Origin of the sequence: Octadecabacter sp. R77987 (genome assembly GCF_042466115.1) — a bacterium.
Lineage (GTDB): Bacteria > Pseudomonadota > Alphaproteobacteria > Rhodobacterales > Rhodobacteraceae > SW4.
Map to the genome: position 1 here is coordinate 176,728 of NZ_JAXHBQ010000001.1, position 20,813 is coordinate 197,540.

Below are 20,813 nucleotides of genomic sequence, written 5' to 3' on the forward strand. Positions count from 1 at the left end.
CGCATGCGCGCCGAGGGCGGTTTAAAGCACTTTGGCATTATGGCCCCGTGTTACCCGTCGCGTCCGGGTTCAGCCGGATCGTCCGAGAACAGTGCGATCTTATTGCCTTGCGGGTCGCGCAGGTAACCAACATAAAAACGCGGGCCATAGGCGGCGCGAAAGCCCGGTTGGCCTTCGTCAAAGCCGCCAGCGGAAAGACCTGCGGCGTGAAGCGCGCGGACCTGACTTTGGCTGCGGGCTCGAAATGCAACCATCGCACCATTCCCCGCCGAGGCGGCTTGCCCATCAAATGGAGGCTTAACATAGAAATCGGGCGAGATCGGCGGTTGCCCCGGTTCAACGGGCAGCGTGTAGCTTAGCCCCTCTGCGCCTTCTTCCATCTGATAATCCAGGGCCGGTAGGAATGCTCCATAAAACCGCTTGGCGCGCGCAATGTCATCAGCACCGACAGAGACATAGGCAATCATGCAGCGCGGTCCTTTCTTAATACTTGGTAAACAGAGGGTGTTTGCCGCATGACGCTAGACCAACACGCTTTGTGGCTCAATCATTGCCGTCGGTAGCGATGCGCACCCAAAAAAGTGTGCGGATTTCCGCACTGTTAGCGATCACGGATGTGTGAAAATCCGCCAGTTGCTGCGGTGCCGCATTTTTGAGCGCTGTAAGAATGTGCTATAACTATATGACAATCATAAAAAAATCCCGTGGAGACTGCCGCACGCTGATCCCGCTTGCCGTAATGTCAGGCAGCGCGCAATTTCCGCTTATCCCCGTCCCGGGGTGAATTGACTACTGATTCCAAGGGAGGAAAATACATGTCATTCTTCAAAGCTGCCGCGTCCGTTGCCGCACTGAGCATTGCCGCCGGATCCGCTATGGCCGATCCAATGGGCTGTGATGACGGCGAAATCGTCGTCAAGTTCAGTCACGTCACCAACACCGACCGCCACCCCAAAGGCATCGCCGCAACCCTGTTGATGGAGCGCGTGAACGCCGAAATGGACGGCACGATGTGCATGGAGGTGTTCCCCAACTCGACGCTTTACAACGATGATCAGGTTCTTGAAGCGATGCTGCAGGGCGACGTCCAGATGGCCGCGCCTTCGCTGTCGAAATTCGAAGCCTTTACCAAGCAGTTCCGCATTTTCGATCTGCCCTTCATGTTCACCAACATCGACGCGGTTGATGCGTTCCAGATGTCCGAAGCCGGTCAGGCGATGAAAGACTCCATGACCCGCCGTGGCTTGCAGGGTCTGGAATTCTGGCACAACGGCATGAAGCAGTTTTCGGCCAACGTGCCGCTGATCGCACCAACGGACGCTGCTGGCCTCAAGTTCCGCGTGCAGACATCCGATGTGCTGGTTGCACAGATGGAAGCGCTTGGTGCGTCGCCACAGCCAATGGCGTTTTCCGAAGTTTACGGTGCCCTGCAGACGGGCGTTGTGGACGGTCAGGAAAACACATGGTCCAACGTCTATGGCCAGAAGTTCTTTGAAGTGCAGGACGGCACCACCGAAACCAACCACGGTGTGCTTGATTATCTTGTCGTGACGTCGGTCGATTTCCTCGACAGCCTTGATCCGGCCGTGCGTGACCAGCTTCTGACGATCCTCAACGAGGTCACGGTTGAACGCAACGCCGCCGTTGGCGAAGTTGACGCGCAGGCCCGCCAGGCGATCATCGACGCCGGTGGCGTTGTGCGCGAGTTGACCGCTGAACAGCGCGCCGCATGGGTCGAAGCCATGAAGCCCGTCTGGGAGCAGTTCACCGATGACGTCGGTCAGGAAAACATCGACGCCGCACAGGCGATCAACGCCGCCCTGTAAGCGTCAACAACCTGAAAAGACCGGGCATCCCGATGGAGGATCGGGGTGCCTGACGACAAACCTTGAGGGGAGGGGCATGGGATGAGCGCGTCACACAGCGACGTCACCCGCGGGCCGGTTGGCCGTTTTATCAACACAGCCGAAGAGACATTCATCGCAATCCTTCTGGGGTTGATGACGGTAATTACCTTTGTGAACGTGGTGCTGCGCTATGGCAGTGAATCGTCCTTCATTCACCTGATCGAGCGGATCACCGGCCGCGATCTGCCCTCGACCCTGTTGTGGGGTCTGGAAACGGTGCTGATCCTGTTTGCGTGGCTGGTGCTGTTCGGCCTGTCCTACGGGTTCAAGGTGCGCGCCCATCTGGGCGTGGATGCGGTGATCAACATCGCGTCAGCACCCCTGCGCCGCGTTTTGGTCATCCTGTCGGCGCTGGCCTGCATCGCCTATGGCGGGCTGGTCATGAAGGGCGCGTGGGACTACTGGGCGCCGTTCGCAGGCTATCAGCAAACCACGGGCCGCATCATTCCAACCGGATTTGACGAAAGCACCCGCGATCAGGGCTGGTATGAAACCGAACAGGTGCCGATCCCGTTCGGGCGCACTTTCCTTGAAGACCGTTTCAACATGGGCGAGGAATACGAGAAACTTCCGCGTTTCATCCCCTATTTCATTTTGCCCTTTGGCGTGGCGCTGATGCTGTTTCGCATCCTGCAAGCCACTGTCGCCGTCCTGCGTGGGCGGGCGGACAGCCTGATTGCCAGCCACGAGGCCGAAGATGCCATCGAAGAAGCCGCCGCGCATGTGGCCAAAGGGGGGAATTGACCCATGGAAGTTCTTCTCCTGTTCACGATGATTATCGGCCTTTTGCTGATCGGCGTGCCGATTGCGGTGTCCCTTGGTCTGTCGTCGATCATCTTCCTGCTGATGTTTTCCGATACCTCGCTCGCCTCGGTGGCGCAGTCGCTGTATCAGGCGATGGCGGGGCACTACACGCTGCTGGCCATTCCGTTCTTTGTGCTGGCCTCGTCGTTCATGTCCACCGGCGGGGTGGCCAAACGGATCATCCGCTTTGCCATCGCCTGTGTCGGGCATTTGCAGGGCGGGTTGGCGATTGCGGGGGTTCTGGCCTGTATGATGTTCGCGGCCCTGTCGGGATCATCGCCCGCCACGGTGGTTGCCATTGGCTCGATTGTGATCGCGGCCATGACGCAGGTCGGCTACACCAAGGAATTCGCCGCAGGTGTCATCTGTAACGCAGGCACCTTGGGCATCTTGATCCCGCCCTCTATCGTCATGGTGGTTTATGCATCTGCTACGGACGTGTCCGTGGGCCGGATGTTCCTTGCGGGTGTTTTCCCGGTCTTTTGGCCGGTCTGATGCTGATGGTGACGATCTATATCTTTGCCCGCATCCGCAATATGCCCAAAGGCGAATGGCTGGGCTGGGGTGAAATGTCGGGCGCGCTGATCGACGCCTTCTGGGGGCTGATGCTGATCGCGATCATCATGGTCGGGATTTACGGCGTCCCCGGTGTGACCGGTGCGATCTTTACCCCCACCGAAGCGGCGGCTGTTGCCTCGATCTATGCCTTCTTTGTGGCGATCTTTGTCTATCGAGACATCGGCCCGCTGAAAACGCGGCCATGGTTGAACGACGCCGAACGCCCGATGCTAAGCCTTGGGTTCCGCGTCATTGTCTTTGCGCTGATCGGGTTCTGTCTGCACTACATGGCATCCAGCAGTGCGACAGGCGCGCCCTATCCGCGCAGCATTGGCATGCCAGTGGCGCTGGGCTGGGTCGCGCTGTGCGCACTTGCGGGCTGGGCGATGTTCCGGTTCCAGGATGCGCGTGGCACAATCGGCATGGTGCTGATCGCGGTGCTGGGCGTGCTGCCTGCCCTGATCGCGATCTTCCTGATCGTGCCAAACGTCTATGGCGGTGTCTATGCCAGCGCATTGGCGGCCACCGACATCGTGGCCTTTGCCGGGGTCATGGGCGGCTTGATTGCCCTGATTGTTGCGGCCCTGGTGGGGCTGTTCGTGGCGCTGCCTGCGGTGATCTTTGTGTTCTCGCTGAATGTGTCCTCGGCGCAGGCGGTCGGGGCTGGGACGACATATGGCGCATCCCTTGGCGGTGCGGCGGTGTCGTTCGGCAAGGGTGTGGGCAATGCGGTGATCTGGTTCGTGCCGTCGCTGGTGCATCGCGATACCCGCGACACGCTGTTTGACGCGGGCAAGCTGACGATCACGCTGATGTTCATCATCGCCAACGCGTTGATCCTGAAACACGTGCTGACCGACGAACAGATCCCGCAGCATATCGCCGGTGCGATGCTGGACGCGGGCTTTGGCAAGATCATGTTCCTTGTGATCGTCAACGTGATTTTGCTGATCGGTGGTCAGTTCATGGAGCCATCAGGCCTGATCGTGATCGTCGCACCGCTGGTGTTCCCGATTGCCATCGAGTTGGGTGTGGACCCGATCCATCTGGGCATCATCATGGTGGTCAACATGGAGATCGGCATGATCACCCCGCCGGTCGGTCTGAACCTCTTTGTGACCTCGGGCGTGGCAGGCATGCCAATGATGGCCGTGGTCCGTGCGGCGCTGCCGTTCCTGCTGGTGTTGTTCGTGTTCCTGATCATGATCACTTATATCCCGATCATATCGACCTACCTGCCCACGACCTTTATGGGGCCGGAGATCATAACGAACTAAAAGGTGCGCTTGCGCGCGCGCTTTTTATAAGAACGCAGAAAGGCGACGCTTTTTAACGAGCGTCGCCTTTTTGCTGTGGTTTTGGATATTTAGAGCAAGATGAGGTTTAGGCGTTTTCCAAGGCCGTGATGATGGGCGAGAAATCCTCGGCCTTGAGGGACGCGCCACCGACCAGCGCGCCGTCCACGTCCGGCACGGCGAAGATCTCGGCCGCGTTCGATCCCTTGACCGACCCGCCATAAAGGATGCGGAATGCGTCACCGTCCTGGCCGAACCGGCTGGTCAGCGCGATGCGCAGGGCGGCGTGGACCTCGCCGATTTGTTCCAGTGTGGGGACTTTGCCGGTGCCGATCGCCCAGACCGGTTCATAGGCGATAACCGTGGTGTCGCTTGTGGCGCTGTCAGGGGTGCTGTCGTGCAATTGGGCGGTGACCACATCCAAGGTTTCGCCCGCCTCGCGCTGCGCCAGCGTTTCACCGATGCAGATCACCGCCGTGAGGTTGGCATCATGGGCCGCCAGTGCCTTGGCGTGCACATCGGCGCTGGTTTCCCCGTGATCGGCGCGCCGTTCGCTATGGCCAAGGATCACATGGGTCGCGCCCGCATCCGCCAGCATGCGCGCGGCAATATCACCTGTATGCGCGCCGCTGGCTTGTGCGTGGCAATCCTGCCCGCCGATGTGCATCGCATGGTCGGTGGTGGCCGTGCCAAGGGTGCGGATCATCGTCGCGGGCGGACAGATCAGCAGATCGACGCCGGGGTCCTTGTGGGTGGCGCAGAGTGTCATCACTTCGGTCACGCTGGTCAGCGTGCCGTTCATCTTCCAGTTTCCGGCGGCGAGTTTGCGGCGCATGGTCTGTTCCTTTCGGCTGGGGTTGGGGGACTCTAGCAAGCGGACGGGCAATCGGGAAGGGCTTGCCCATGGCGCCATGATCGGCGATGTCGAGGCACGGCTGGAGGATGCGATGATACCGAGAATTGATGCAGTGCGATTTTTGGCAGGCGAAGCGGCAGAGGTCGCAGCGGTGCGCATTGCAGCCGCAGATGTCGGGTTTCTGACCATCCACAACACGCCCCTGTCGCATGGTCCGGTGCAGGATGTGCTGGCCGCCTATGCTGCGTTCTTTGCGCTGCCCGAGGCCGACAAACGCGCGATTGATATGGCCCGCACGGGCGCAAACCGTGGCTGGGGCGCGCCGGGGGCCGAACAGGTCGATCCGGACGCCAACCCCGATTACAAACAGGTGTTTGATTGCGGGTTTGAACTGGCAGGCGATGATCCCTTGGCGGGGCTGGCCTGTTATGCGCCCAACCAGTGGCCCGAGAGGCCAGCAGGGTTTGCCACCACCGTGCAGGCCTATTACCGTGCCGCAACGGCGTTTTCGCTGGACCTATTGGCGGGGTTGGCAGGCGCGATTGGCGAGGATGCGCGCTACTTCGCGGACAAGTTCACGCGCCCCATGGCCCTGCTGCGCGGCAATTATTATCCGCAGCGCCCCGACTGGGCGGGCGCGCGCGATTTCGGCATTGCGACCCACACCGATTATGGCTGCCTGACCCTGTTGGCGACAGATGGCACGCCGGGGCTGGAGGTGCGCAAACGGGGCGGGGGGTGGATACCCGTTTCGGCCCCCGTAGGCGAATTTGTGATCAACTTTGGCGAGATGCTGGAAATGTGGACGGACAAGCGTGTTGTCGCCACGCCGCACCGCGTTGTTGGCACCACGGCTGAACGGATTTCGGTGCCGCTGTTTTTCAACCCCAACCACGATGCCAATGTGGCGCCGATCGGGTCAGGCAAGGTCATTCTGGCGGGGGATCATTTGCAAAAGCGGTTTGATGAAACCTATGTGCATTTGCAAAAGGGGGCGGCGGGTTGAACCCCGCCCTACAGGAATCCAAGGGCGCGGCGCGCAAGGGCTGATGCTTCGGCGGGGTCGTCCTGGGCGCTGTCGGGCAGGGTCCAGTAGGGCATTCCCGTTGGCCCGCCAGCCTTGTCGCCACGATCACGGGTATAGGTCCAGCGGGTGCAACCCATCTGTTCCAACTCGGTCACGAAATCACCCTTGCCCTTGATCATGATGCCGTGGTCGCCGTGGATGATCGCGAAAATCACACCGTCGCTGTAGATGCACAACCCGCCCATCATCTTGCGGGTGGTCAGGGGGCCGACACCGTCGAACAACTCAAGCGCATGTTCGATCTGGTCGTCGGACACGCTCATTGCGTGAGTTTTTCGTCGAACTTGATGGATTCGCCGCAGCCGCAGGCTTCGGTCACGTTGGGATTGCGGAATTTGAAGCCGGATTCCAGCAAGGACACCTCATAGTCGATTTCCGTGCCGAACAGGAACATCTGCGCCATCGGTGCGATCATCACGCGCGCGCCGTCCTGCTCCACGACCTCGTCCAGCGGATCAACCTCGGTCACGAATTCCATGGTGTATTCCATGCCGGCACAGCCGCCTTTCTTGACGCCGATGCGCAAACCCTGCTGGTCATCGCGGCCCATGAGTTTGGCGATCTGCGCCGCAGCGCGCGGGGTGATTGTGACGGCCTGTTTGCCGGGAATGCCGAACATATGCGGTCTCCTTTGCACAACAGATAGGCCGGATGGGGCGTTCCCTCAAGGGGGTGGCGTGGATTGTTACACGCGCCATCTTGCGCTTGGCCGCGTTAGGTTCTAGCTGGCAGGCATGGCACGCGCACCCCTTCTTCAGCTTTCCGAAATTTCGCTTACCTTTGGGGGCGATCCGGTGTTTGACGACCTGTCGCTGGTTGTTCAGCCCGGTGATCGCGTGGCGCTGGTCGGGCGCAACGGATCGGGCAAATCCACCCTCATGAAGGTCATGGCCGGGCTGGTCGAGGCGGACAAGGGCGCCGTGACGGTCTCGCCCGGCGTGACTGTCGGCTACATGGAGCAAGACCCCGATATGGCGGGCTTTGCCACGCTGGGCGATTATGCCGCCAGCGGGCTGGACGCAGGCGAGGCCTATAAAGTCGATATGGTCGCCGAAGGGCTGAAATTTGATCCCAGCGGCGATGTCGCCACGGCCTCGGGCGGGGAAAAGCGCCGCGCGGCACTGGCCAAACTGATGGCCGAAGCGCCTGCGCTGATGCTGCTGGACGAGCCGACCAACCATCTGGATATCGAAGCGATTGCATGGCTTGAAAACGAGCTGAAGCAAACCCGCGCCGGTTTCGTGCTGATCAGCCACGACCGCGCCTTTTTGCGCGCCCTGACCCGTGCAACCCTGTGGATCGATCGCGGCGCCGTGCGGCGCGCCGAAGAAGGGTTTGACGGGTTCGAGGCCTGGCGCGACAAGGTCTGGGAAGACGAGGACATGCAGCGCCACAAGCTGAACCGCAAGATCAAGGCCGAGGCGCGCTGGGCCGTGGAAGGCATTTCCGCGCGCCGCAAACGCAATCAGGGCCGCGTGCGCGCCTTGCAGGATTTGCGCGCCGAACGTGCGGGGCAGATCATGCGGCAGGGCACCGCCGCGATGACCTTCGAGGGCGGCAGCACGTCCGGCAAGAAGGTGATCGAGGCGGTCGGCCTGTCCAAAACCTTTGACGGCAAACCGATCGTCAAGGATTTCGACATTACCGTGCAGCGTGGTGATCGGGTTGCATTCGTCGGCCCCAACGGCGTGGGAAAAACCACACTTATCAAGATGTTGCTGGGCCAAGTTGAACCGGATGAAGGCAGCGTGAAACATGGCACCAATCTGGAGATTGCGGTGTTTGATCAGGCCCGCGCGCAATTGGACCCCAACCAGACCCTGTGGGACAATCTGACGGGCGATCCCTTGATGGGTGTCAGTGGCAAGGCCGATCAGATCATGGTGCGTGGTCAGCCCAAACATGTGGTCGGCTACCTCAAGGAATTTCTGTTTGACGAGGCACAGGCCCGCGCGCCGGTGCGATCCCTGTCGGGTGGGGAAAAGGCGCGCCTGCTGCTGGCCCGTCTGATGGCACGGCAAAGCAACCTTCTGGTGCTGGACGAACCGACCAACGATCTGGACATTGAAACGCTTGATCTGTTGCAGGACATCTTGGGCGAATATGACGGCACCGTGCTGCTGGTCAGCCACGACCGCGATTTTCTGGACCGTGTGGCGACAACGACCGTGGCGATGGAAGGCAACGGGCAGGCGGTGCTTTATGCCGGTGGCTGGTCCGATTATCGCAGCCAGCGCGGCGGTGATTTCGTCGAGAAAACCAGCGCCCCCGACAAGGTGCAAACGCCCAAGGACAAGTCCAAAGGCAACGCGAAAAAATCGGGTCTGAGTTTCACGCAAAAACACCGCCTTGAAACCCTGCCTGATGTGATCACCAGGATCGAGGCCGAGATCGGCAAGCTGGAAGTGCTGCTGGCCGATCCGACCCTCTACACCAGCGCCCCCGCCAAATTCGCCAAAGCGAGCGAAGCCTTGGCCGAACGTCAGGCCGCCCTTGCCGCAGCCGAAGAAGAATGGCTGATGCTGGAAGAAAAAGCGGGCTAGCCCCAGGCCATGAACACGATCGCAATCATGCAGACCGGCACGGCGGCGACTGCCGTGATCACCAGTGCGGGCAGGCCCCAAGTGGCAATGGCCGCGGTGAGTAAAAGCAAGGCGATTGCAAGGGCATACCAGATGATGCGCGTGCCACCGGATGCAAGATCACGGGCGACCTGACCTATCAGGGGCAGGTTGAAAACAGCGCGCAAATCGGCGCGCGGGCGGGGCGGGGTGTGTGATAGGATACTCATACCCGACCAAATAGGTCTGAATTAAGTGCCAGGCATGTGGCGGGGTGTCACAGGGCCGCCAGAATGCGAAACGGGCCAGCAGATGCCAGCCCGCTTCAGTGAGTGAAACAACGGATTATTCACCGTCGAAATCGACTTCTTCCATGATCCGCAGGGCCGTCGCGCGGTGGCCTGCCAATTCGCTAAGTGCCACATTGTCAGCCGTAAAGGTGCCCCAGCTTGCCACCAGATCCGACACCTCGGCGCCCTCCAGCACCGGATATTCGCTGTTGGCTTCGGCATAGATGGCCTGTGCAGCAGGGGAGACAAGGAATTCCATCAGTTGCACGGCCGCGTCGCGGTTTGGCGCGGCTTGGGTCAGGGCAATACCCGACACGTTCACATGGGTGCCACCATCGGCGAATTCGGGAAACACGATGCGCACGGAATTGGCCCATTCGGTCTGTTCGGGATCGGCGAGCATCTGGCCCATGTAATAGGTGTTGCCCAGTGAAATATCGCATTCACCGGCCCAGATTGCCTTGACCTGTGCGCGATCATTCCCTTGGGGTTTGCGCGCAAGGTTGTCGCGCACACCTGCGGCCCAGTCGCGCGCGCCAACCTCGCCCTGATGGGCAATCACCGCCGAAACCAACGCCAGATTGTAATCGTGTGTGCCCGAACGGGTGCAGATACGCCCTTCCCATTTGGGATCGGCAAGGTCTTCGTAGGTGGTCACTTCGCCATCGGCCACGCGATCACGGCTGGCATAAACAATGCGCGCACGGGTCGTGAGGCCAAACCACAGATTGTCGGGGCTGCGCAGATCGGCAGGGACGGCAGCGGCCAGCACATCACTGTCGACGGGCTGCACCACACCCGCGTCGACGATCTGTTGCAGGTTGGCGATATCGACGGTCATCACCAGATCGGCAGGCGATCGCGCGCCCTCGGCCTGAAGGCGTTCAACGATGCCGCCATCCACAAAGGCAAGGTTCACGGCAATGCCTGTTTCAGCCGTAAAGGCGTCCATCACCGGCTGGATCAGTTCCGGCTGGCGGGTGGTGTAGATGTTCACATCGGCCAGCGCAGGGGCGGCGATTGCAGCGGTGCAAGTGGCAAGAAGAAGGGAGCGGAGTGTCATGATTGTATCCTTGGGTTAGAACTGCGCTCTCTAAATCTGAACTCTTTTAGTCAGGTCAATACCTGATTTATTTAGTCGGACTTTTCGTGCGCCTTGGCCGCATCCCAAAGCGCATCCATTTCGGCAAGGTCCGATTGGGCAGGGGTCTTGCCCATCTTGGCCAGTGCATCTTCAACCTTTTCAAAGCGGCGGATGAATTTCGCATTGGCCGCACGCAGGGCCGCTTCGGGGTCTACGTTTAGGTGGCGCGCCAGATTGGCCATGACAAACAGCAAATCGCCGATTTCTTCGGTGATTTCAGTCTGGGACAGGGTATCGCGCGCCTCGACGACCTCGCGGGCTTCTTCGGCGATCTTGTCGATCACATGCACCACATCGGGCCAGTCAAACCCGACCCTTGCTGCGCGCTTTTGCAGCTTCATCGCCCGCAACAACGCGGGCAGGCCCACGGCGACCCCGTCCAGCGTGCGCCCCTGATCCTTGCCCGCCCGTTCCGCCGCCTTGATCTTTTCCCAATCGGCGGTCTGCTGCTCTGCCGATTTGTCGCGCGATTCGTCACCGAACACATGCGGATGGCGCGCGACCATCTTGTCGCTGATATTGCGCGCCACGGATGCAAAGGTGAAATGCCCCGCTTCGCTGCCCATTTGGGTGTGATAGACCGTCTGCAACAGCAAATCGCCCAATTCGCCCTCAAGCTCGGCCATATCGCCGCGTTCAATCGCGTCTGCCACCTCATAGGCTTCCTCGATCGTGTAGGGGGCGATGGATGCAAAATCCTGTTCGATATCCCACGGGCAGCCGGTTTCGGGGTCGCGCAATCGGCGCATGATTTCCACCAGACGGGCCATCTGCACGGGGCCATCATCAGTCGTGTCGTGGATAAGCGGATTTTCGGCCATTGAGGGGGCGCTCCTTTGCTGCAAGACTAGGGTATTGCCACAACGCCGCGAGTCCAACCCATGCCCGTCATCAACCGCATTGCCGCCTTTGCCGAGGACATGACCGCGTGGCGGCGGCACTTGCACCAGCATCCCGAACTGGGCCAGCAATGCCATGAAACGGCAGCGTTCGTGATGGACCGTCTGCGCGAATTCGGCGTCGATGAAATTCACGAAGGGGTGGCGGTATCGGGCGTGATCGCAATTATCAACGGGCAGGGCGATGGCCCGACGATTGGCCTGCGCGCCGATATGGATGCCCTGCCGATCAGGGAAACCACGGGGGCCGATTGGGCGTCGAAAAACACCGGAAAAATGCATGCCTGCGGCCACGACGGGCATACGACGATGCTGCTGGGCGCGGCCCGCTATCTGGCCGAAACCCGCAATTTCAAAGGCCGCGTCGCGCTGATCTTTCAACCCGCCGAAGAGGTCGGCGGCGGGGCCGAACTGATGGTGCAAGAGGGCGTGCTGGACCGCTTTGACATCCGCGCGCTTTATGCGCTGCATTCCGCCCCCGGCACGCCGTTGGGGCAGTTTTACACAACGCCGGGGCCGCTGATGGCCGCCGTGGACACCTTTCACGTTGATATCACGGGCGTGGGTGGCCACGCCGCCTATCCCCATGAAACCGTTGATCCAATTCCCGCGGCGCTGTCGATTGCACAGGCGATGGCCACAATCGTCAGCCGCAATCACAACCCGCTGGATGATCTGGTGGTGTCCGTGACGATGGTGCACGCGGGCACGGCCGATAATGTGGTGCCCGACACCGCCTATGTGGGCGGCACGGTGCGCACTTATGACAAGGGCGTGCAGGCCATGGTCATGCGCCGGATGGAGGAAATCGTGGCGGGGCAGGCGGCGTCTTTCGGGGTGCAGGGCGTCTTGCGCTACGAGGTCGGCTACCCGCCCACGATCAACGATCCCGACGCAACGGAGTTTGCCGTGTCTGTCGCCCGTGAAATCGCAGGCGACAGCGGCGTTGACGCCAATGCCACCCCCGAAATGGGGGCCGAGGATTTCGCATTCTTTCAGGAAAAGCGCCCCGGTGCCTATCTGTTTGTCGGCAATGGCGACACGGCGGGCCTGCACCAGCCCGATTATGATTTTGACGACAATGCCGCCCCCTATGGCGCGTCGTTCTTTGCGCGCGTTGCCGAACGCGCACTGCCCCTCAATACCCAATAAAGGATCGCCCGATGGCACTGGAAGATGCGAAGAAACAGATCGACGTGGCATTCACCCGCAAGGACAGGCGCGGGCTGGCCTATGAAAACGCCTTTGGCGGGGCCACATCGTTCCTGCGCCGTCAATATACCAAGGATCTGGCGGGCGCAGATCTGGCCGTGACGGGTGTGCCGTTTGATCAGGCCGTCACCAACCGCCCCGGCACGCGGTTCGGCCCCCGTGCGATCCGTGCGGCATCAACCCTGCAACCCTATGACCCGCCCACGGGCTGGGATGGGTTTGATCCGCTGAGCGATTTCAGCATCGTCGATTACGGCGATATGGCGTTTGATTACGCCGATGTGGCGGGCTTTCCGGCCCTTGTGCAGGCCCATATCGCGGGGATTCTGGCGGCGGATGTGGGCAGCGTCACCTTGGGCGGCGATCACTTTATCACCCTGCCGATCCTGCGCGCCTATGCCGAGAAATTCGGGCCACTGTCCGTGATCCAGTTCGATGCGCATTCCGATCTTTGGGCGGATGATGACATGGACCGGATTGATCACGGCACGATGATGTATAAGGCCGTGAAACTGGGGCTGGTTGATCCTAAACGCTCCGTGCAAATCGGGATTCGCACCGAATGTGACGACTACTGCGGGATGCACTATATCGAGGCGCGCGAGGTCCATGAAAAGGGCGTCGCGGCGACCGTGGCGCGGGCACGCGATCTGGTCGGCGATGCGCCCACATACGTCACCTTTGACATCGACGCACTGGACCCCGCCTTTGCGCCGGGCACGGGCACACCCGTCTGGGGCGGGCTGGCCAGTTGGCAGGCGGCGGCTATGCTGCGCGATCTGGCGGGAATCAATATGGTGGGTGGTGATGTGGTTGAAGTCTCGCCCCCCTTTGATCACGCCGATATCACCGCCGTTGCGGGTGCGCATGTGGCGATGGAACTGTGCTGTCTTTACCTTTGGAACAAGCGGGGGGCGTGATGCCGAACCAACCCATTTCCGGCAACGATCTGGCGCGGTTTTCCGGGCCGCAGACCTTTATGCGCCTGCCTTCGGTGGAAACCGCCGCAGGGCTGGATGTAGGGTTTATCGGCGTGCCGATGGACATCGGCACAAGCTGGCGATCCGGCACGCGGTTCGGCCCCAAACAGGTGCGCGAACAAAGCGCGATGATCCGCCCCTATAACATCCAGACGGGTGCGGCGCCTTTTGACAGCCTGCAATGCGCCGATCTGGGTGATGTGGCGATCAACACCTTTGATCTGGCCGCGACAATAGACATTATTACAGATACTTACGATGCACACTTAAAGCACGACATGATCCCGATCGGCATTGGCGGTGATCACACGATGACCCTGCCGATCCTGCGCAGTATCGCACGCAAACACGGCCCCGCGGCGCTGGTGCATGTGGATGCCCATGCCGATGTCAGTGACGATATGTTCGGCAGCAAGGTCGCCCACGGCACCCCGTTTCGCCGCGCCTATGAAGAAGGGCTGATAACACCTTCAAAAGTCTGGCAAATCGGTCTGCGTGGCACGGGATATTCGGCCGATGATTTCACCGAGGCCGCGGGCTGGGGTTTCAATCAGCATCTTGCACCAGCTTTGTGGCACAAGTCACTGACACCATTGGCAAAAGACATCGTCGCGGCAATCGGTAGCCAGCCCACTTACATCACCTTCGACATTGACAGCCTTGACCCGGCGTTCGCGCCCGGCACCGGCACGCCGGAAATTGGCGGGCTGACGACGATGCAGGCAATGGAGCTGATCCGCGGCTTGCGCGGCCTCAATATCGTCGGGGCGGACATGGTCGAGGTCTCGCCGCCCTATGACACCAGCGGCAATACCGCACTGGTCGGGGCGAACATCATCTATGAAATCCTGTCGGTCCTGCCGGGGGTGAAATACCGGTGAAAATTGCCCTGGTCGTCATTGCCTTACTGTTTGTCCTCGTGTCGGCCTATGTGCGGCTTGCGCCATTAGATGTGCCGCTGTTGCAGTCGTGGATGTCCCTTTTGCCGCCGGGTGAAAAGACCTGGGCCAATGGCCATCAGGTGGTGCGGGAAATGGATGATCCGCAGGCTGAAATGGCGCGGTTGGATGCGATTATCATGGCAACGCCGCGCACCACGCGGGTGCAAGGATCGGTGGAAAGCGGGCTGACCAGCTATGTCACGCGCTCGGCACTGTTCGGGTTTCCCGATTTCATCACACTGTCCGCGGGGCCGGACGATACCATTGACGGTGGCAACGGCCCGCTGCTGCGCATCGACGGGCGCGCGGTTTATGGCAAATCCGATCTAGGTGTGAATAAAGCGCGGATTCAAGGCTGGCTCGCCCAGTTGGATGGGGATAGACCAACGCAATGATACCCGAAGACAAACTGATCCAGATCACCCAGCGTTTCCAGTTCCTTGAGGCCAAGATGTCCGAGGGGCTGTCGGGCGATGAATTTGCCGATGTGGCGCGCGAATACGCCGAGTTGAAGCCGGTGGTCGAAACCGTCAGCACCTATCAGACCCTCACCCGCGACATCGACGAGGCCGAGGCGATGCTGCGCGACCCCGAAATGCGCGAGTTGGCCGAAGCAGAATTGCCCGAATTGCGTGAACAGCTTCCCGCAATGGAAAAGGCCGTGCAACTGGCCCTGCTGCCCAAGGATGCCGCCGATGCGCGCCCGGCCTTGCTGGAAATCCGCCCCGGCACCGGTGGTGACGAGGCAGGATTGTTCGCCGCCGACCTGTTACGCATGTATCAACGCTATAGCGAGGCGCGGGGCTGGACCTTTGACATCCTTGAACAAACCCTGTCCGAACTTGGCGGGATCAAGGAAGTGACCGCGCGCATCAGCGGGACCAACGTCTTTGCCCGCCTGAAATACGAAAGCGGTGTGCACCGCGTGCAGCGTGTGCCCGAAACCGAAAGCGGCGGGCGCATTCACACATCCGCCGCAACCGTGGCCGTGCTGCCCGAAGCCAAGGACGTGGATATCCAGATCAACACCAACGACATCCGCATCGACACCATGCGCGCATCTGGGTCGGGCGGGCAGCACGTGAACACAACCGATTCAGCGGTGCGTATCACCCATATTCCCAGCGGACTCGTCGTCACCAGTTCGGAGAAATCCCAGCACCGCAACCGCGAAATCGCGATGAATGTGCTGAAAACCCGGCTATATGATCTTGAGCGCCAGCGGGTCGATGATGAACGCAGCGCCGACCGCAAATTACAGGTCGGGTCGGGTGATCGCAGTGAACGGATCCGCACCTACAACTTTCCCCAAGGGCGCATGACCGATCACCGCATCAACCTCACGCTTTATGCGCTGGACAAGGTGATGCAGGGCGATCTGGATGAAATCATCGACGCGCTGATACAGGATGCGCAGGCCACGGCGCTGGCCGAAATGAACGGATGACGGGGGCGCAGGCGCTGGCGCAGGCGGTGGCTGATCTGGCCGCCATTGACGGCGGTGCGCGCGATGCGCGGGTGCTGTTGGCCCACGCCCTTGGGGTCGATCGCACGCGCCTGACGCTGGTGCTGGATGATCCGATGACGCCGGGCCAGTTGGGTGCCTTTCAAGACATGATCACCCGCCGTGCGGGCCACACGCCCGTATCGCAGATCATCGGATCGCGCGAGTTTTTCGGGCGGCGGTTCATCGTCACGCCCGATGTGCTGGACCCGCGCCCCGAAACCGAAACCCTGATCGCCACAGCTTTGGAAAAGCCATTCAAACGTGTGCTGGACCTTGGCACCGGATCGGGCTGCATCCTGATTACGCTTTTGGCTGAACGGGAAGGGGCCACGGGGCTGGGCACAGACACCTGCAATCTGGCGCTGGATGTGGCGCGCGCCAATGCCCGCGCGCTGGGGCTAGCAGACCGCTGCAGGTTTTACTGGGGCGATTGGTATGCCGCCGTGCCGGTGCCCGAGGTGAGCGACGATTGGCAGGTGCGTGATGATGAACGGGTCAGCGGATACGGGCCGCGCACGCGCACTTTGCCAGTTGTGCCCCGGTTTGATCTGATCGTGTCGAACCCGCCCTATATCGCTTTGGGCGAGATGGACGCACTTGCGCCCGAGCTGTCATATGAACCCCACAACGCCCTGACCGACGGCGGCGACGGGCTGGCCGCCTACCGCGCGATCTGTGCAGGTTTTGGGCCGCACCTGCTGCCAAAGGGCCGGCTGATGGTGGAAATCGGCCCAACCCAGGGGCGCGCGGTGGCCGACATGATGCGCGCGGCCGGAATGGAATCAGTTGAAATCCGCCCCGATCTGGACGGGCGCGACCGTGTCGTCATGGGGCAAAACCCCGCCTAAACGCAACAAATGCGCCGATAAATGCCTGTTCACGGCCCTTGCGGGCGATTTGCGCTTGCCCTGCGCCCCCCTGCATGTTTATCCCTGTTTATCGGCTGGGCAGAGGGCACTGCGCCTTCCCCCCGATTTGTCGCCAGAACATCGCACGGCCCCAAAATTTGCAGCGCGCATGAGGCGCGCGAGGGCCATGCCAAAAGCATAGAATGCTGGACGAAAGAAACCTATGAGATCATCCAAGTCACGGTCGCGGGGCAAGAACCGCAACAATAACCGACCCACGGGCGGGAATATCATCAACCGCGTGTTTGACAGCAACGGGCCGGATTCCAAGGTGCGCGGCACCCCACAGCAGATCATCGACAAATACAACCAGTTGCACCGCGACGCGCAGCTGTCGGGCGACCGTGTTGCAGCCGAGAACTGCGCCCAGCACGCCGAACACTACACCCGCATGCTGGCCGAAGCGCAGCGCGAAATGGACGCCAAGCGCGACGAACAAGAAGAACAAAACCGCCAGCGTCAGGCCGAACGGGACCGCGAACGCGCCGAACGCCTGAAGGCACAGGAAGCGGCGGCCAATGATCCCGCAAGCATGGAACAGCCCCGCGGCGACGACGCGGGCCTTGTGGACACCCCCGAAGCCGCACCCCAGCAGGACGCCCCCAAACAACGCCGCCCGCGCAAACCGCGCCAGCCCAAGGCCGACAAGCCCGATCAGGGCGGGTCGGACGGTGGTGCACCGGAAGCGGCGGAATAGGGTCATTCCGATCGAGGAAATTGGGCGCGCCTTCGGGCGCGCTTTTTCTTTATTGGGGATCATCCATCAGCGGTGTGGCGGGCGGATAGGGTTTTCTTGAGTATTTTTGAACAAAAGAAGCTATTGGCCCGACAGGCTGCGGGTCAGGGCGCAAAACCGTTCAAGATCGATCTGTTCGGCGCGGTCGGTGGGGGCGATACCTGCCGCGTGCAGGTGGTCCTCGATCTTTGGTGACAGCGCCTTGAGCGAGGAGCGCAGCATCTTGCGCCGCTGGTTGAAGGCGGTGGCGACCACATGCGACAGCATTTTCGCATCCGCTGGAAAGCGCGGCGCGGGCAGGGCGGTGAAATGCACCACGGCGCTGCTGACCTTGGGCGGTGGCGAGAAGGCCTCGGGCGGCAGATCAAGCACGATCCGTGCATCCGTGCGCCACTGTGCCAGCAGCGCAAGCCGCCCGTAAGCCTTGGAGCCGGGCGCGGCCGTGATCCGTTGTGCCACCTCGCGCTGGAACATCAGCGTCAGGCTGGACCAGACGGGGGGCCAGATGTCGGGCGTCAGCCAGCGCACCAGCAGTTCGGTGCCGATGTTATAGGGCAGGTTGGCACAGATGCGGATCGGCGGGGTCAGGTGATCAAGCGGATTGATTTCAAGCGCATCGCCGTTGATCACGTCCAGCCTGTCGGGGTAGGCGGCGCTGATTTCGGCCAATGCGGGCAGGCAGCGCGCGTCCTTTTCGATCGCCAGCACGCGGCGCGCGCCCTCGGCCAGCAATCCGCGCGTGAGCCCACCGGGGCCGGGGCCGACCTCAAGCACGTCGCAGCCTGTCAGATCACCGGCAAGGCGGGCAATTTTCGCTGTCAGGTTCAGATCAAGCAGAAAGTTTTGCCCGAGGTTCTTTTTCGCGGCGATCCCGTGGCTGTCGATGACGCTGCGCAGGGGCGGAAGGCTGTCGATCTGGCTCATGCGCGTGTTTTCGCCATCTGGTCGGCCATCCGCAGGGCGGCGATCAGCGATGTGGCATCGGCCACGCCCTTGCCCGCGATATCAAAGGCGGTGCCGTGATCGGGCGAGGTGCGCACAAATGGCAGGCCCAGCGTGACATTGACGCCGCCGGAAAAATCCAGCGTCTTGATCGGGATCAGGGCCTGATCGTGATACATGCAGACGGCGACATCATAGGTGGCGCGCGCGCCTGCGTGAAACATCGTGTCGGCGGACATCGGCCCTGTCAGGTCCATCCCTTGGGCGCGCAGGGCGTCCAGAACGGGGGTGATCAGCGCGATTTCCTCGCGCCCCATCTTGCCGCCTTCGCCTGCGTGCGGGTTCAGACCCGCCACGGCAATGCGCGGGCGCGCGATCCCAAAGTCGCGGCGCAGGGCTGCGTGGGTGATCAGCAGCGTATCCGTCAGAAGGGCGGCCGTGAGGGCGCGCGGAACCTCGGCCACGGGAATGTGGATTGTGGTGGGCACGACGCGCAGGGCGTCGCAGGCCAGCATCATCACCACGCGGTCAACGCCAGCAAGTGCGGCAAGGTATTCCGTATGGCCGGGGTAGGCGAACTCTGCCCCGTCGGCGAGCGCCTTTTTGTGGATCGGCGCGGTGGTCAGGGCACGGCATTGTCCCGATGTGACCAGATCAACGCCGCGCGCGATCACGTCGATGACGCCTTGGGCATTGGCGGGGTCGGGTGTGCCGGGGGTGGCGGCACCGACAAAATTATGGGCCAGCACGGGCAGGGCCGCCCCTGCGACATCCGCGGCCTGTGCGGCGCTGTCGATTACCTGAAACGGCGCGCCTTTCGGCAAATGGCGCGGATCGCCCAGCCAGACAAACGGCAGGTCATTGCGCAAGGACTGCCACGCGGCCACGGCGATTTCGGGGCCGATCCCTGCCGGTTCACCGCATGACAGCGCAAGCGGCGCGCGCGGGCTCATGGGAACGTGATGGTGGCCGAGGCTTGCAAATCGGCCAGCAGCGCATCGGCATATCCCGCAAGGCGCTGACTGATCAACTGCGCGCGGATGGCATCGCGGTCCACATCACCTGCAAGCGTGGGGGTGCGCCCGCAGAGCATCAGAAACACCAGCGTTTCGCCATCCGAACGGGTCAGGGAATAATCCACCTCGCCCGCGTCCAGTGCGGCAAGGCGCATGGCCACATCCTGCGGGATTTCAGCGGGGGGCAGAGTGTCGCGTTGCAACACGTCAGCGGCCTGGCCTTGGGCGACGCCATAAAGATCATCGCAGGTGTCCACATTGGCAGCGACCTGCGCGGCGCGGCGCAGCCCCTGATCGGACAGGCCACCGGCGATGTAATAGGCGGCGTATTCGATTGCGGCAGGTTCAACGGTGGCTTGCGGCACCTCGCGCACACCGCGCATCTGGAACAGGGCGATGCCGTTCTCGATCGGGATCGGCGCGGTGACTTCGCCATTGCCAAGCGCAAGGATGATCGAGCGCAGCTGCGGCGGGTAGTTGCTGATCGGTAGCCAGTCAAGACGCCCGCCACGCGTGCGCGAGGGCAGGGCCGAGACGCGGCGCGCCTGTGCCTCGAATGCGGCGGTGCTGGTCAGGGTGGCGATCCGTTCAGCCTGCGCTTGGGCCTGGGCGGCGCGGGGGGGCGGCGCGGCGATGATGATCTCGCTCAGCAGCACTTCGATGCCCGTTGACGCACCTGCGGACTGGCCCAGTGCCTGATCGATTTCGGCTTCGGTGATCTGCACGCGGCTGCCATAGCGCGAGCGGATGAAATCGCGCCAGCTGACGCCCACACGGACGAAATCGCGGAATGTCTCGCGCTCGATCCCGTTCTGGTCAAGCACCGCAAGGAACTGTTCCAGTTCAAGATTGGCCCGTTCGGCAAAAACCGCCATTTGTTCCAGCAAGGCCTCGTCGGTCAGGCGCAGGCCGGCGCGGTCCAGTTCTTCCAGCTTCAAGCGGTCCTCGATCAGGCCTTCACGGGCGACCTCGGGCAGGTTGCCGGGCGCGCGAAACAGGCGCAAAAGGCCGATCCGTTGATCCAGTTCGAACTGGGTGACGACACGGTCGTTGACAATGATCGCGGGCGAAAACGGGCTTTGCGCCGCGCCTGCGCCGGGCAAGAACGCCGCCAGTGTCAGGGCCAGAAGGGCGGAAAATGTCAGTCCTATGCGCATTGTTGCCTCGCTT

Annotated in this window: 21 protein-coding genes and 2 pseudogenes; 13 read left to right on the top strand and 10 right to left on the bottom strand. The window is 61.7% G+C overall.

The genetic code is table 11. The features are described 5' to 3' along the window. Positions 1 to 50: 50 nt before the first annotated feature. Positions 51 to 467, bottom strand: coding sequence for a VOC family protein (locus SJY21_RS00865; RefSeq protein ID WP_377504838.1), 417 nt, complete (start codon positions 465 to 467; stop codon positions 51 to 53). 348 nt (positions 468 to 815) lie between these two features. On the opposite strand from SJY21_RS00865, the gene SJY21_RS00870 reads away from it, so the two are divergent. From SJY21_RS00870 to SJY21_RS00885, 4 genes and pseudogenes are all read left to right on the top strand, one after another. Further along, positions 816 to 1,826, top strand: a complete 1,011-nt coding sequence (locus tag SJY21_RS00870; RefSeq protein WP_377504841.1) for a DctP family TRAP transporter solute-binding subunit — start codon at positions 816 to 818, stop codon at positions 1,824 to 1,826. 81 nt (positions 1,827 to 1,907) lie between these two features. Continuing rightward, positions 1,908 to 2,651: a TRAP transporter small permease gene (locus SJY21_RS00875; RefSeq protein WP_377504844.1), complete on the top strand. Its 744-nt coding sequence runs from the start codon at positions 1,908 to 1,910 to the stop codon at positions 2,649 to 2,651. Positions 2,652 to 2,654: 3 nt separating this feature from the next. Further along, positions 2,655 to 3,469, top strand: a pseudogene (locus SJY21_RS00880) (TRAP transporter large permease); the annotation flags it as partial. Between the two features lie 258 nt (positions 3,470 to 3,727). Beyond that, positions 3,728 to 4,546: pseudogene (locus SJY21_RS00885) on the top strand (TRAP transporter large permease subunit); the annotation flags it as partial. Positions 4,547 to 4,652: 106 nt separating this feature from the next. Here SJY21_RS00885 and tpiA read toward each other — a convergent pair. Continuing rightward, the gene (tpiA, locus tag SJY21_RS00890; protein WP_377504847.1) at positions 4,653 to 5,399 is read right to left on the bottom strand and encodes a triose-phosphate isomerase; all 747 of its coding nucleotides are present in this window, start codon (positions 5,397 to 5,399) and stop codon (positions 4,653 to 4,655) included. Positions 5,400 to 5,511: 112 nt separating this feature from the next. On the opposite strand from tpiA, the gene SJY21_RS00895 reads away from it, so the two are divergent. Next, positions 5,512 to 6,426, top strand: a complete 915-nt coding sequence (locus SJY21_RS00895) for an isopenicillin N synthase family dioxygenase (protein ID WP_377513096.1) — start codon at positions 5,512 to 5,514, stop codon at positions 6,424 to 6,426. Positions 6,427 to 6,434: 8 nt separating this feature from the next. On the opposite strand, the gene SJY21_RS00900 is transcribed toward SJY21_RS00895, so the two are convergent. Together SJY21_RS00900 and SJY21_RS00905 are read right to left on the bottom strand one after the other, a co-directional pair. After that, entirely contained in the window at positions 6,435 to 6,770 is a 336-nt protein-coding gene (locus SJY21_RS00900) for a TfoX/Sxy family protein (RefSeq protein ID WP_377504850.1), read from the bottom strand. Beyond that, entirely contained in the window at positions 6,767 to 7,126 is a 360-nt protein-coding gene (locus SJY21_RS00905; RefSeq protein ID WP_377504853.1) for a HesB/IscA family protein, read from the bottom strand. The genes SJY21_RS00900 and SJY21_RS00905 overlap by 4 nt, the downstream gene beginning before the upstream one ends. Before the next feature lie 115 nt (positions 7,127 to 7,241). On the opposite strand from SJY21_RS00905, the gene SJY21_RS00910 reads away from it, so the two are divergent. Further along, complete coding sequence (locus SJY21_RS00910; protein WP_377504856.1) at positions 7,242 to 9,050, top strand: ABC-F family ATP-binding cassette domain-containing protein; 1,809 nt, start codon at positions 7,242 to 7,244, stop codon at positions 9,048 to 9,050. On the opposite strand, the gene SJY21_RS00915 is transcribed toward SJY21_RS00910, so the two are convergent. From SJY21_RS00915 to mazG, 3 genes are all read right to left on the bottom strand, one after another. Next, entirely contained in the window at positions 9,047 to 9,298 is a 252-nt protein-coding gene (locus tag SJY21_RS00915; protein WP_377504859.1) for a hypothetical protein, read from the bottom strand. The genes SJY21_RS00910 and SJY21_RS00915 overlap by 4 nt on opposite strands. Before the next feature lie 115 nt (positions 9,299 to 9,413). Further along, the gene (locus SJY21_RS00920; protein WP_377504862.1) at positions 9,414 to 10,421 is read right to left on the bottom strand and encodes a Fe(3+) ABC transporter substrate-binding protein; all 1,008 of its coding nucleotides are present in this window, start codon (positions 10,419 to 10,421) and stop codon (positions 9,414 to 9,416) included. 71 nt (positions 10,422 to 10,492) lie between these two features. After that, a complete protein-coding gene (mazG, locus tag SJY21_RS00925; protein WP_377504865.1) occupies positions 10,493 to 11,323 on the bottom strand; it encodes a nucleoside triphosphate pyrophosphohydrolase in 831 nt (276 codons plus the stop codon). Positions 11,324 to 11,383: 60 nt separating this feature from the next. Here mazG and SJY21_RS00930 point away from each other — a divergent pair, with 60 nt between their 5' ends. From SJY21_RS00930 to SJY21_RS00960, 7 genes are all read left to right on the top strand, one after another. Continuing rightward, the gene (locus SJY21_RS00930; protein ID WP_377504868.1) at positions 11,384 to 12,553 is read left to right on the top strand and encodes a M20 aminoacylase family protein; all 1,170 of its coding nucleotides are present in this window, start codon (positions 11,384 to 11,386) and stop codon (positions 12,551 to 12,553) included. 11 nt (positions 12,554 to 12,564) lie between these two features. Then, positions 12,565 to 13,533, top strand: coding sequence for an agmatinase (gene speB / locus SJY21_RS00935; RefSeq protein ID WP_377504871.1), 969 nt, complete (start codon positions 12,565 to 12,567; stop codon positions 13,531 to 13,533). Next, positions 13,533 to 14,474, top strand: a complete 942-nt coding sequence (gene speB, locus SJY21_RS00940) for an agmatinase (protein WP_377504875.1) — start codon at positions 13,533 to 13,535, stop codon at positions 14,472 to 14,474. Before speB (SJY21_RS00935) ends, speB (SJY21_RS00940) begins: the two co-directional genes overlap by 1 nt. Beyond that, positions 14,471 to 14,929, top strand: a complete 459-nt coding sequence (locus SJY21_RS00945; RefSeq protein WP_377504878.1) for a DUF1499 domain-containing protein — start codon at positions 14,471 to 14,473, stop codon at positions 14,927 to 14,929. The genes speB (SJY21_RS00940) and SJY21_RS00945 overlap by 4 nt, the downstream gene beginning before the upstream one ends. Then, positions 14,926 to 15,981: a peptide chain release factor 1 gene (gene prfA / locus SJY21_RS00950; protein WP_377504881.1), complete on the top strand. Its 1,056-nt coding sequence runs from the start codon at positions 14,926 to 14,928 to the stop codon at positions 15,979 to 15,981. Before SJY21_RS00945 ends, prfA begins: the two co-directional genes overlap by 4 nt. Beyond that, positions 15,978 to 16,889: a peptide chain release factor N(5)-glutamine methyltransferase gene (gene prmC, locus SJY21_RS00955; RefSeq protein ID WP_377504884.1), complete on the top strand. Its 912-nt coding sequence runs from the start codon at positions 15,978 to 15,980 to the stop codon at positions 16,887 to 16,889. The genes prfA and prmC overlap by 4 nt, the downstream gene beginning before the upstream one ends. A gap of 223 nt (positions 16,890 to 17,112) precedes the next feature. Next, on the top strand, positions 17,113 to 17,646 hold the full coding sequence (locus SJY21_RS00960; protein WP_377504887.1) for a DUF4167 domain-containing protein: 534 nt from the start codon (positions 17,113 to 17,115) through the stop codon (positions 17,644 to 17,646). Between the two features lie 120 nt (positions 17,647 to 17,766). Here SJY21_RS00960 and rsmA read toward each other — a convergent pair whose 3' ends face one another. The 3 genes from rsmA to SJY21_RS00975 are packed head-to-tail and all read right to left on the bottom strand — an operon-like array spanning position 17,767 to position 20,800. Next, complete coding sequence (gene rsmA, locus SJY21_RS00965) at positions 17,767 to 18,609, bottom strand: 16S rRNA (adenine(1518)-N(6)/adenine(1519)-N(6))-dimethyltransferase RsmA (RefSeq protein WP_377504890.1); 843 nt, start codon at positions 18,607 to 18,609, stop codon at positions 17,767 to 17,769. Beyond that, positions 18,606 to 19,580: a 4-hydroxythreonine-4-phosphate dehydrogenase PdxA gene (gene pdxA / locus SJY21_RS00970; RefSeq protein ID WP_377504893.1), complete on the bottom strand. Its 975-nt coding sequence runs from the start codon at positions 19,578 to 19,580 to the stop codon at positions 18,606 to 18,608. The genes rsmA and pdxA overlap by 4 nt, the downstream gene beginning before the upstream one ends. Then, positions 19,577 to 20,800, bottom strand: coding sequence for a peptidylprolyl isomerase (locus SJY21_RS00975; RefSeq protein ID WP_377504896.1), 1,224 nt, complete (start codon positions 20,798 to 20,800; stop codon positions 19,577 to 19,579). The genes pdxA and SJY21_RS00975 overlap by 4 nt, the downstream gene beginning before the upstream one ends. Positions 20,801 to 20,813: the final 13 nt, after the last annotated feature.

What these genes read in the sequence shown, in the direction of transcription:
- SJY21_RS00865 (WP_377504838.1), bottom strand. Translation starts at nt 467, where the DNA reads ATGATTGCCTATGTCTCTGTCGGTGCTGATGACATTGCGCGCGCCAAG.
- SJY21_RS00870 (WP_377504841.1), top strand. Translation starts at nt 816, where the DNA reads ATGTCATTCTTCAAAGCTGCCGCGTCCGTTGCCGCACTGAGCATTGCC.
- SJY21_RS00875 (WP_377504844.1), top strand. Translation starts at nt 1,908, where the DNA reads ATGAGCGCGTCACACAGCGACGTCACCCGCGGGCCGGTTGGCCGTTTT.
- tpiA (WP_377504847.1), bottom strand. Translation starts at nt 5,399, where the DNA reads ATGCGCCGCAAACTCGCCGCCGGAAACTGGAAGATGAACGGCACGCTG.
- SJY21_RS00895 (WP_377513096.1), top strand. Translation starts at nt 5,512, where the DNA reads ATGATACCGAGAATTGATGCAGTGCGATTTTTGGCAGGCGAAGCGGCA.
- SJY21_RS00900 (WP_377504850.1), bottom strand. Translation starts at nt 6,770, where the DNA reads ATGAGCGTGTCCGACGACCAGATCGAACATGCGCTTGAGTTGTTCGAC.
- SJY21_RS00905 (WP_377504853.1), bottom strand. Translation starts at nt 7,126, where the DNA reads ATGTTCGGCATTCCCGGCAAACAGGCCGTCACAATCACCCCGCGCGCT.
- SJY21_RS00910 (WP_377504856.1), top strand. Translation starts at nt 7,242, where the DNA reads ATGGCACGCGCACCCCTTCTTCAGCTTTCCGAAATTTCGCTTACCTTT.
- SJY21_RS00915 (WP_377504859.1), bottom strand. Translation starts at nt 9,298, where the DNA reads ATGAGTATCCTATCACACACCCCGCCCCGCCCGCGCGCCGATTTGCGC.
- SJY21_RS00920 (WP_377504862.1), bottom strand. Translation starts at nt 10,421, where the DNA reads ATGACACTCCGCTCCCTTCTTCTTGCCACTTGCACCGCTGCAATCGCC.
- mazG (WP_377504865.1), bottom strand. Translation starts at nt 11,323, where the DNA reads ATGGCCGAAAATCCGCTTATCCACGACACGACTGATGATGGCCCCGTG.
- SJY21_RS00930 (WP_377504868.1), top strand. Translation starts at nt 11,384, where the DNA reads ATGCCCGTCATCAACCGCATTGCCGCCTTTGCCGAGGACATGACCGCG.
- speB (WP_377504871.1), top strand. Translation starts at nt 12,565, where the DNA reads ATGGCACTGGAAGATGCGAAGAAACAGATCGACGTGGCATTCACCCGC.
- speB (WP_377504875.1), top strand. Translation starts at nt 13,533, where the DNA reads ATGCCGAACCAACCCATTTCCGGCAACGATCTGGCGCGGTTTTCCGGG.
- prfA (WP_377504881.1), top strand. Translation starts at nt 14,926, where the DNA reads ATGATACCCGAAGACAAACTGATCCAGATCACCCAGCGTTTCCAGTTC.
- prmC (WP_377504884.1), top strand. Translation starts at nt 15,978, where the DNA reads ATGACGGGGGCGCAGGCGCTGGCGCAGGCGGTGGCTGATCTGGCCGCC.
- SJY21_RS00960 (WP_377504887.1), top strand. Translation starts at nt 17,113, where the DNA reads ATGAGATCATCCAAGTCACGGTCGCGGGGCAAGAACCGCAACAATAAC.
- rsmA (WP_377504890.1), bottom strand. Translation starts at nt 18,609, where the DNA reads ATGAGCCAGATCGACAGCCTTCCGCCCCTGCGCAGCGTCATCGACAGC.
- pdxA (WP_377504893.1), bottom strand. Translation starts at nt 19,580, where the DNA reads ATGAGCCCGCGCGCGCCGCTTGCGCTGTCATGCGGTGAACCGGCAGGG.
- SJY21_RS00975 (WP_377504896.1), bottom strand. Translation starts at nt 20,800, where the DNA reads ATGCGCATAGGACTGACATTTTCCGCCCTTCTGGCCCTGACACTGGCG.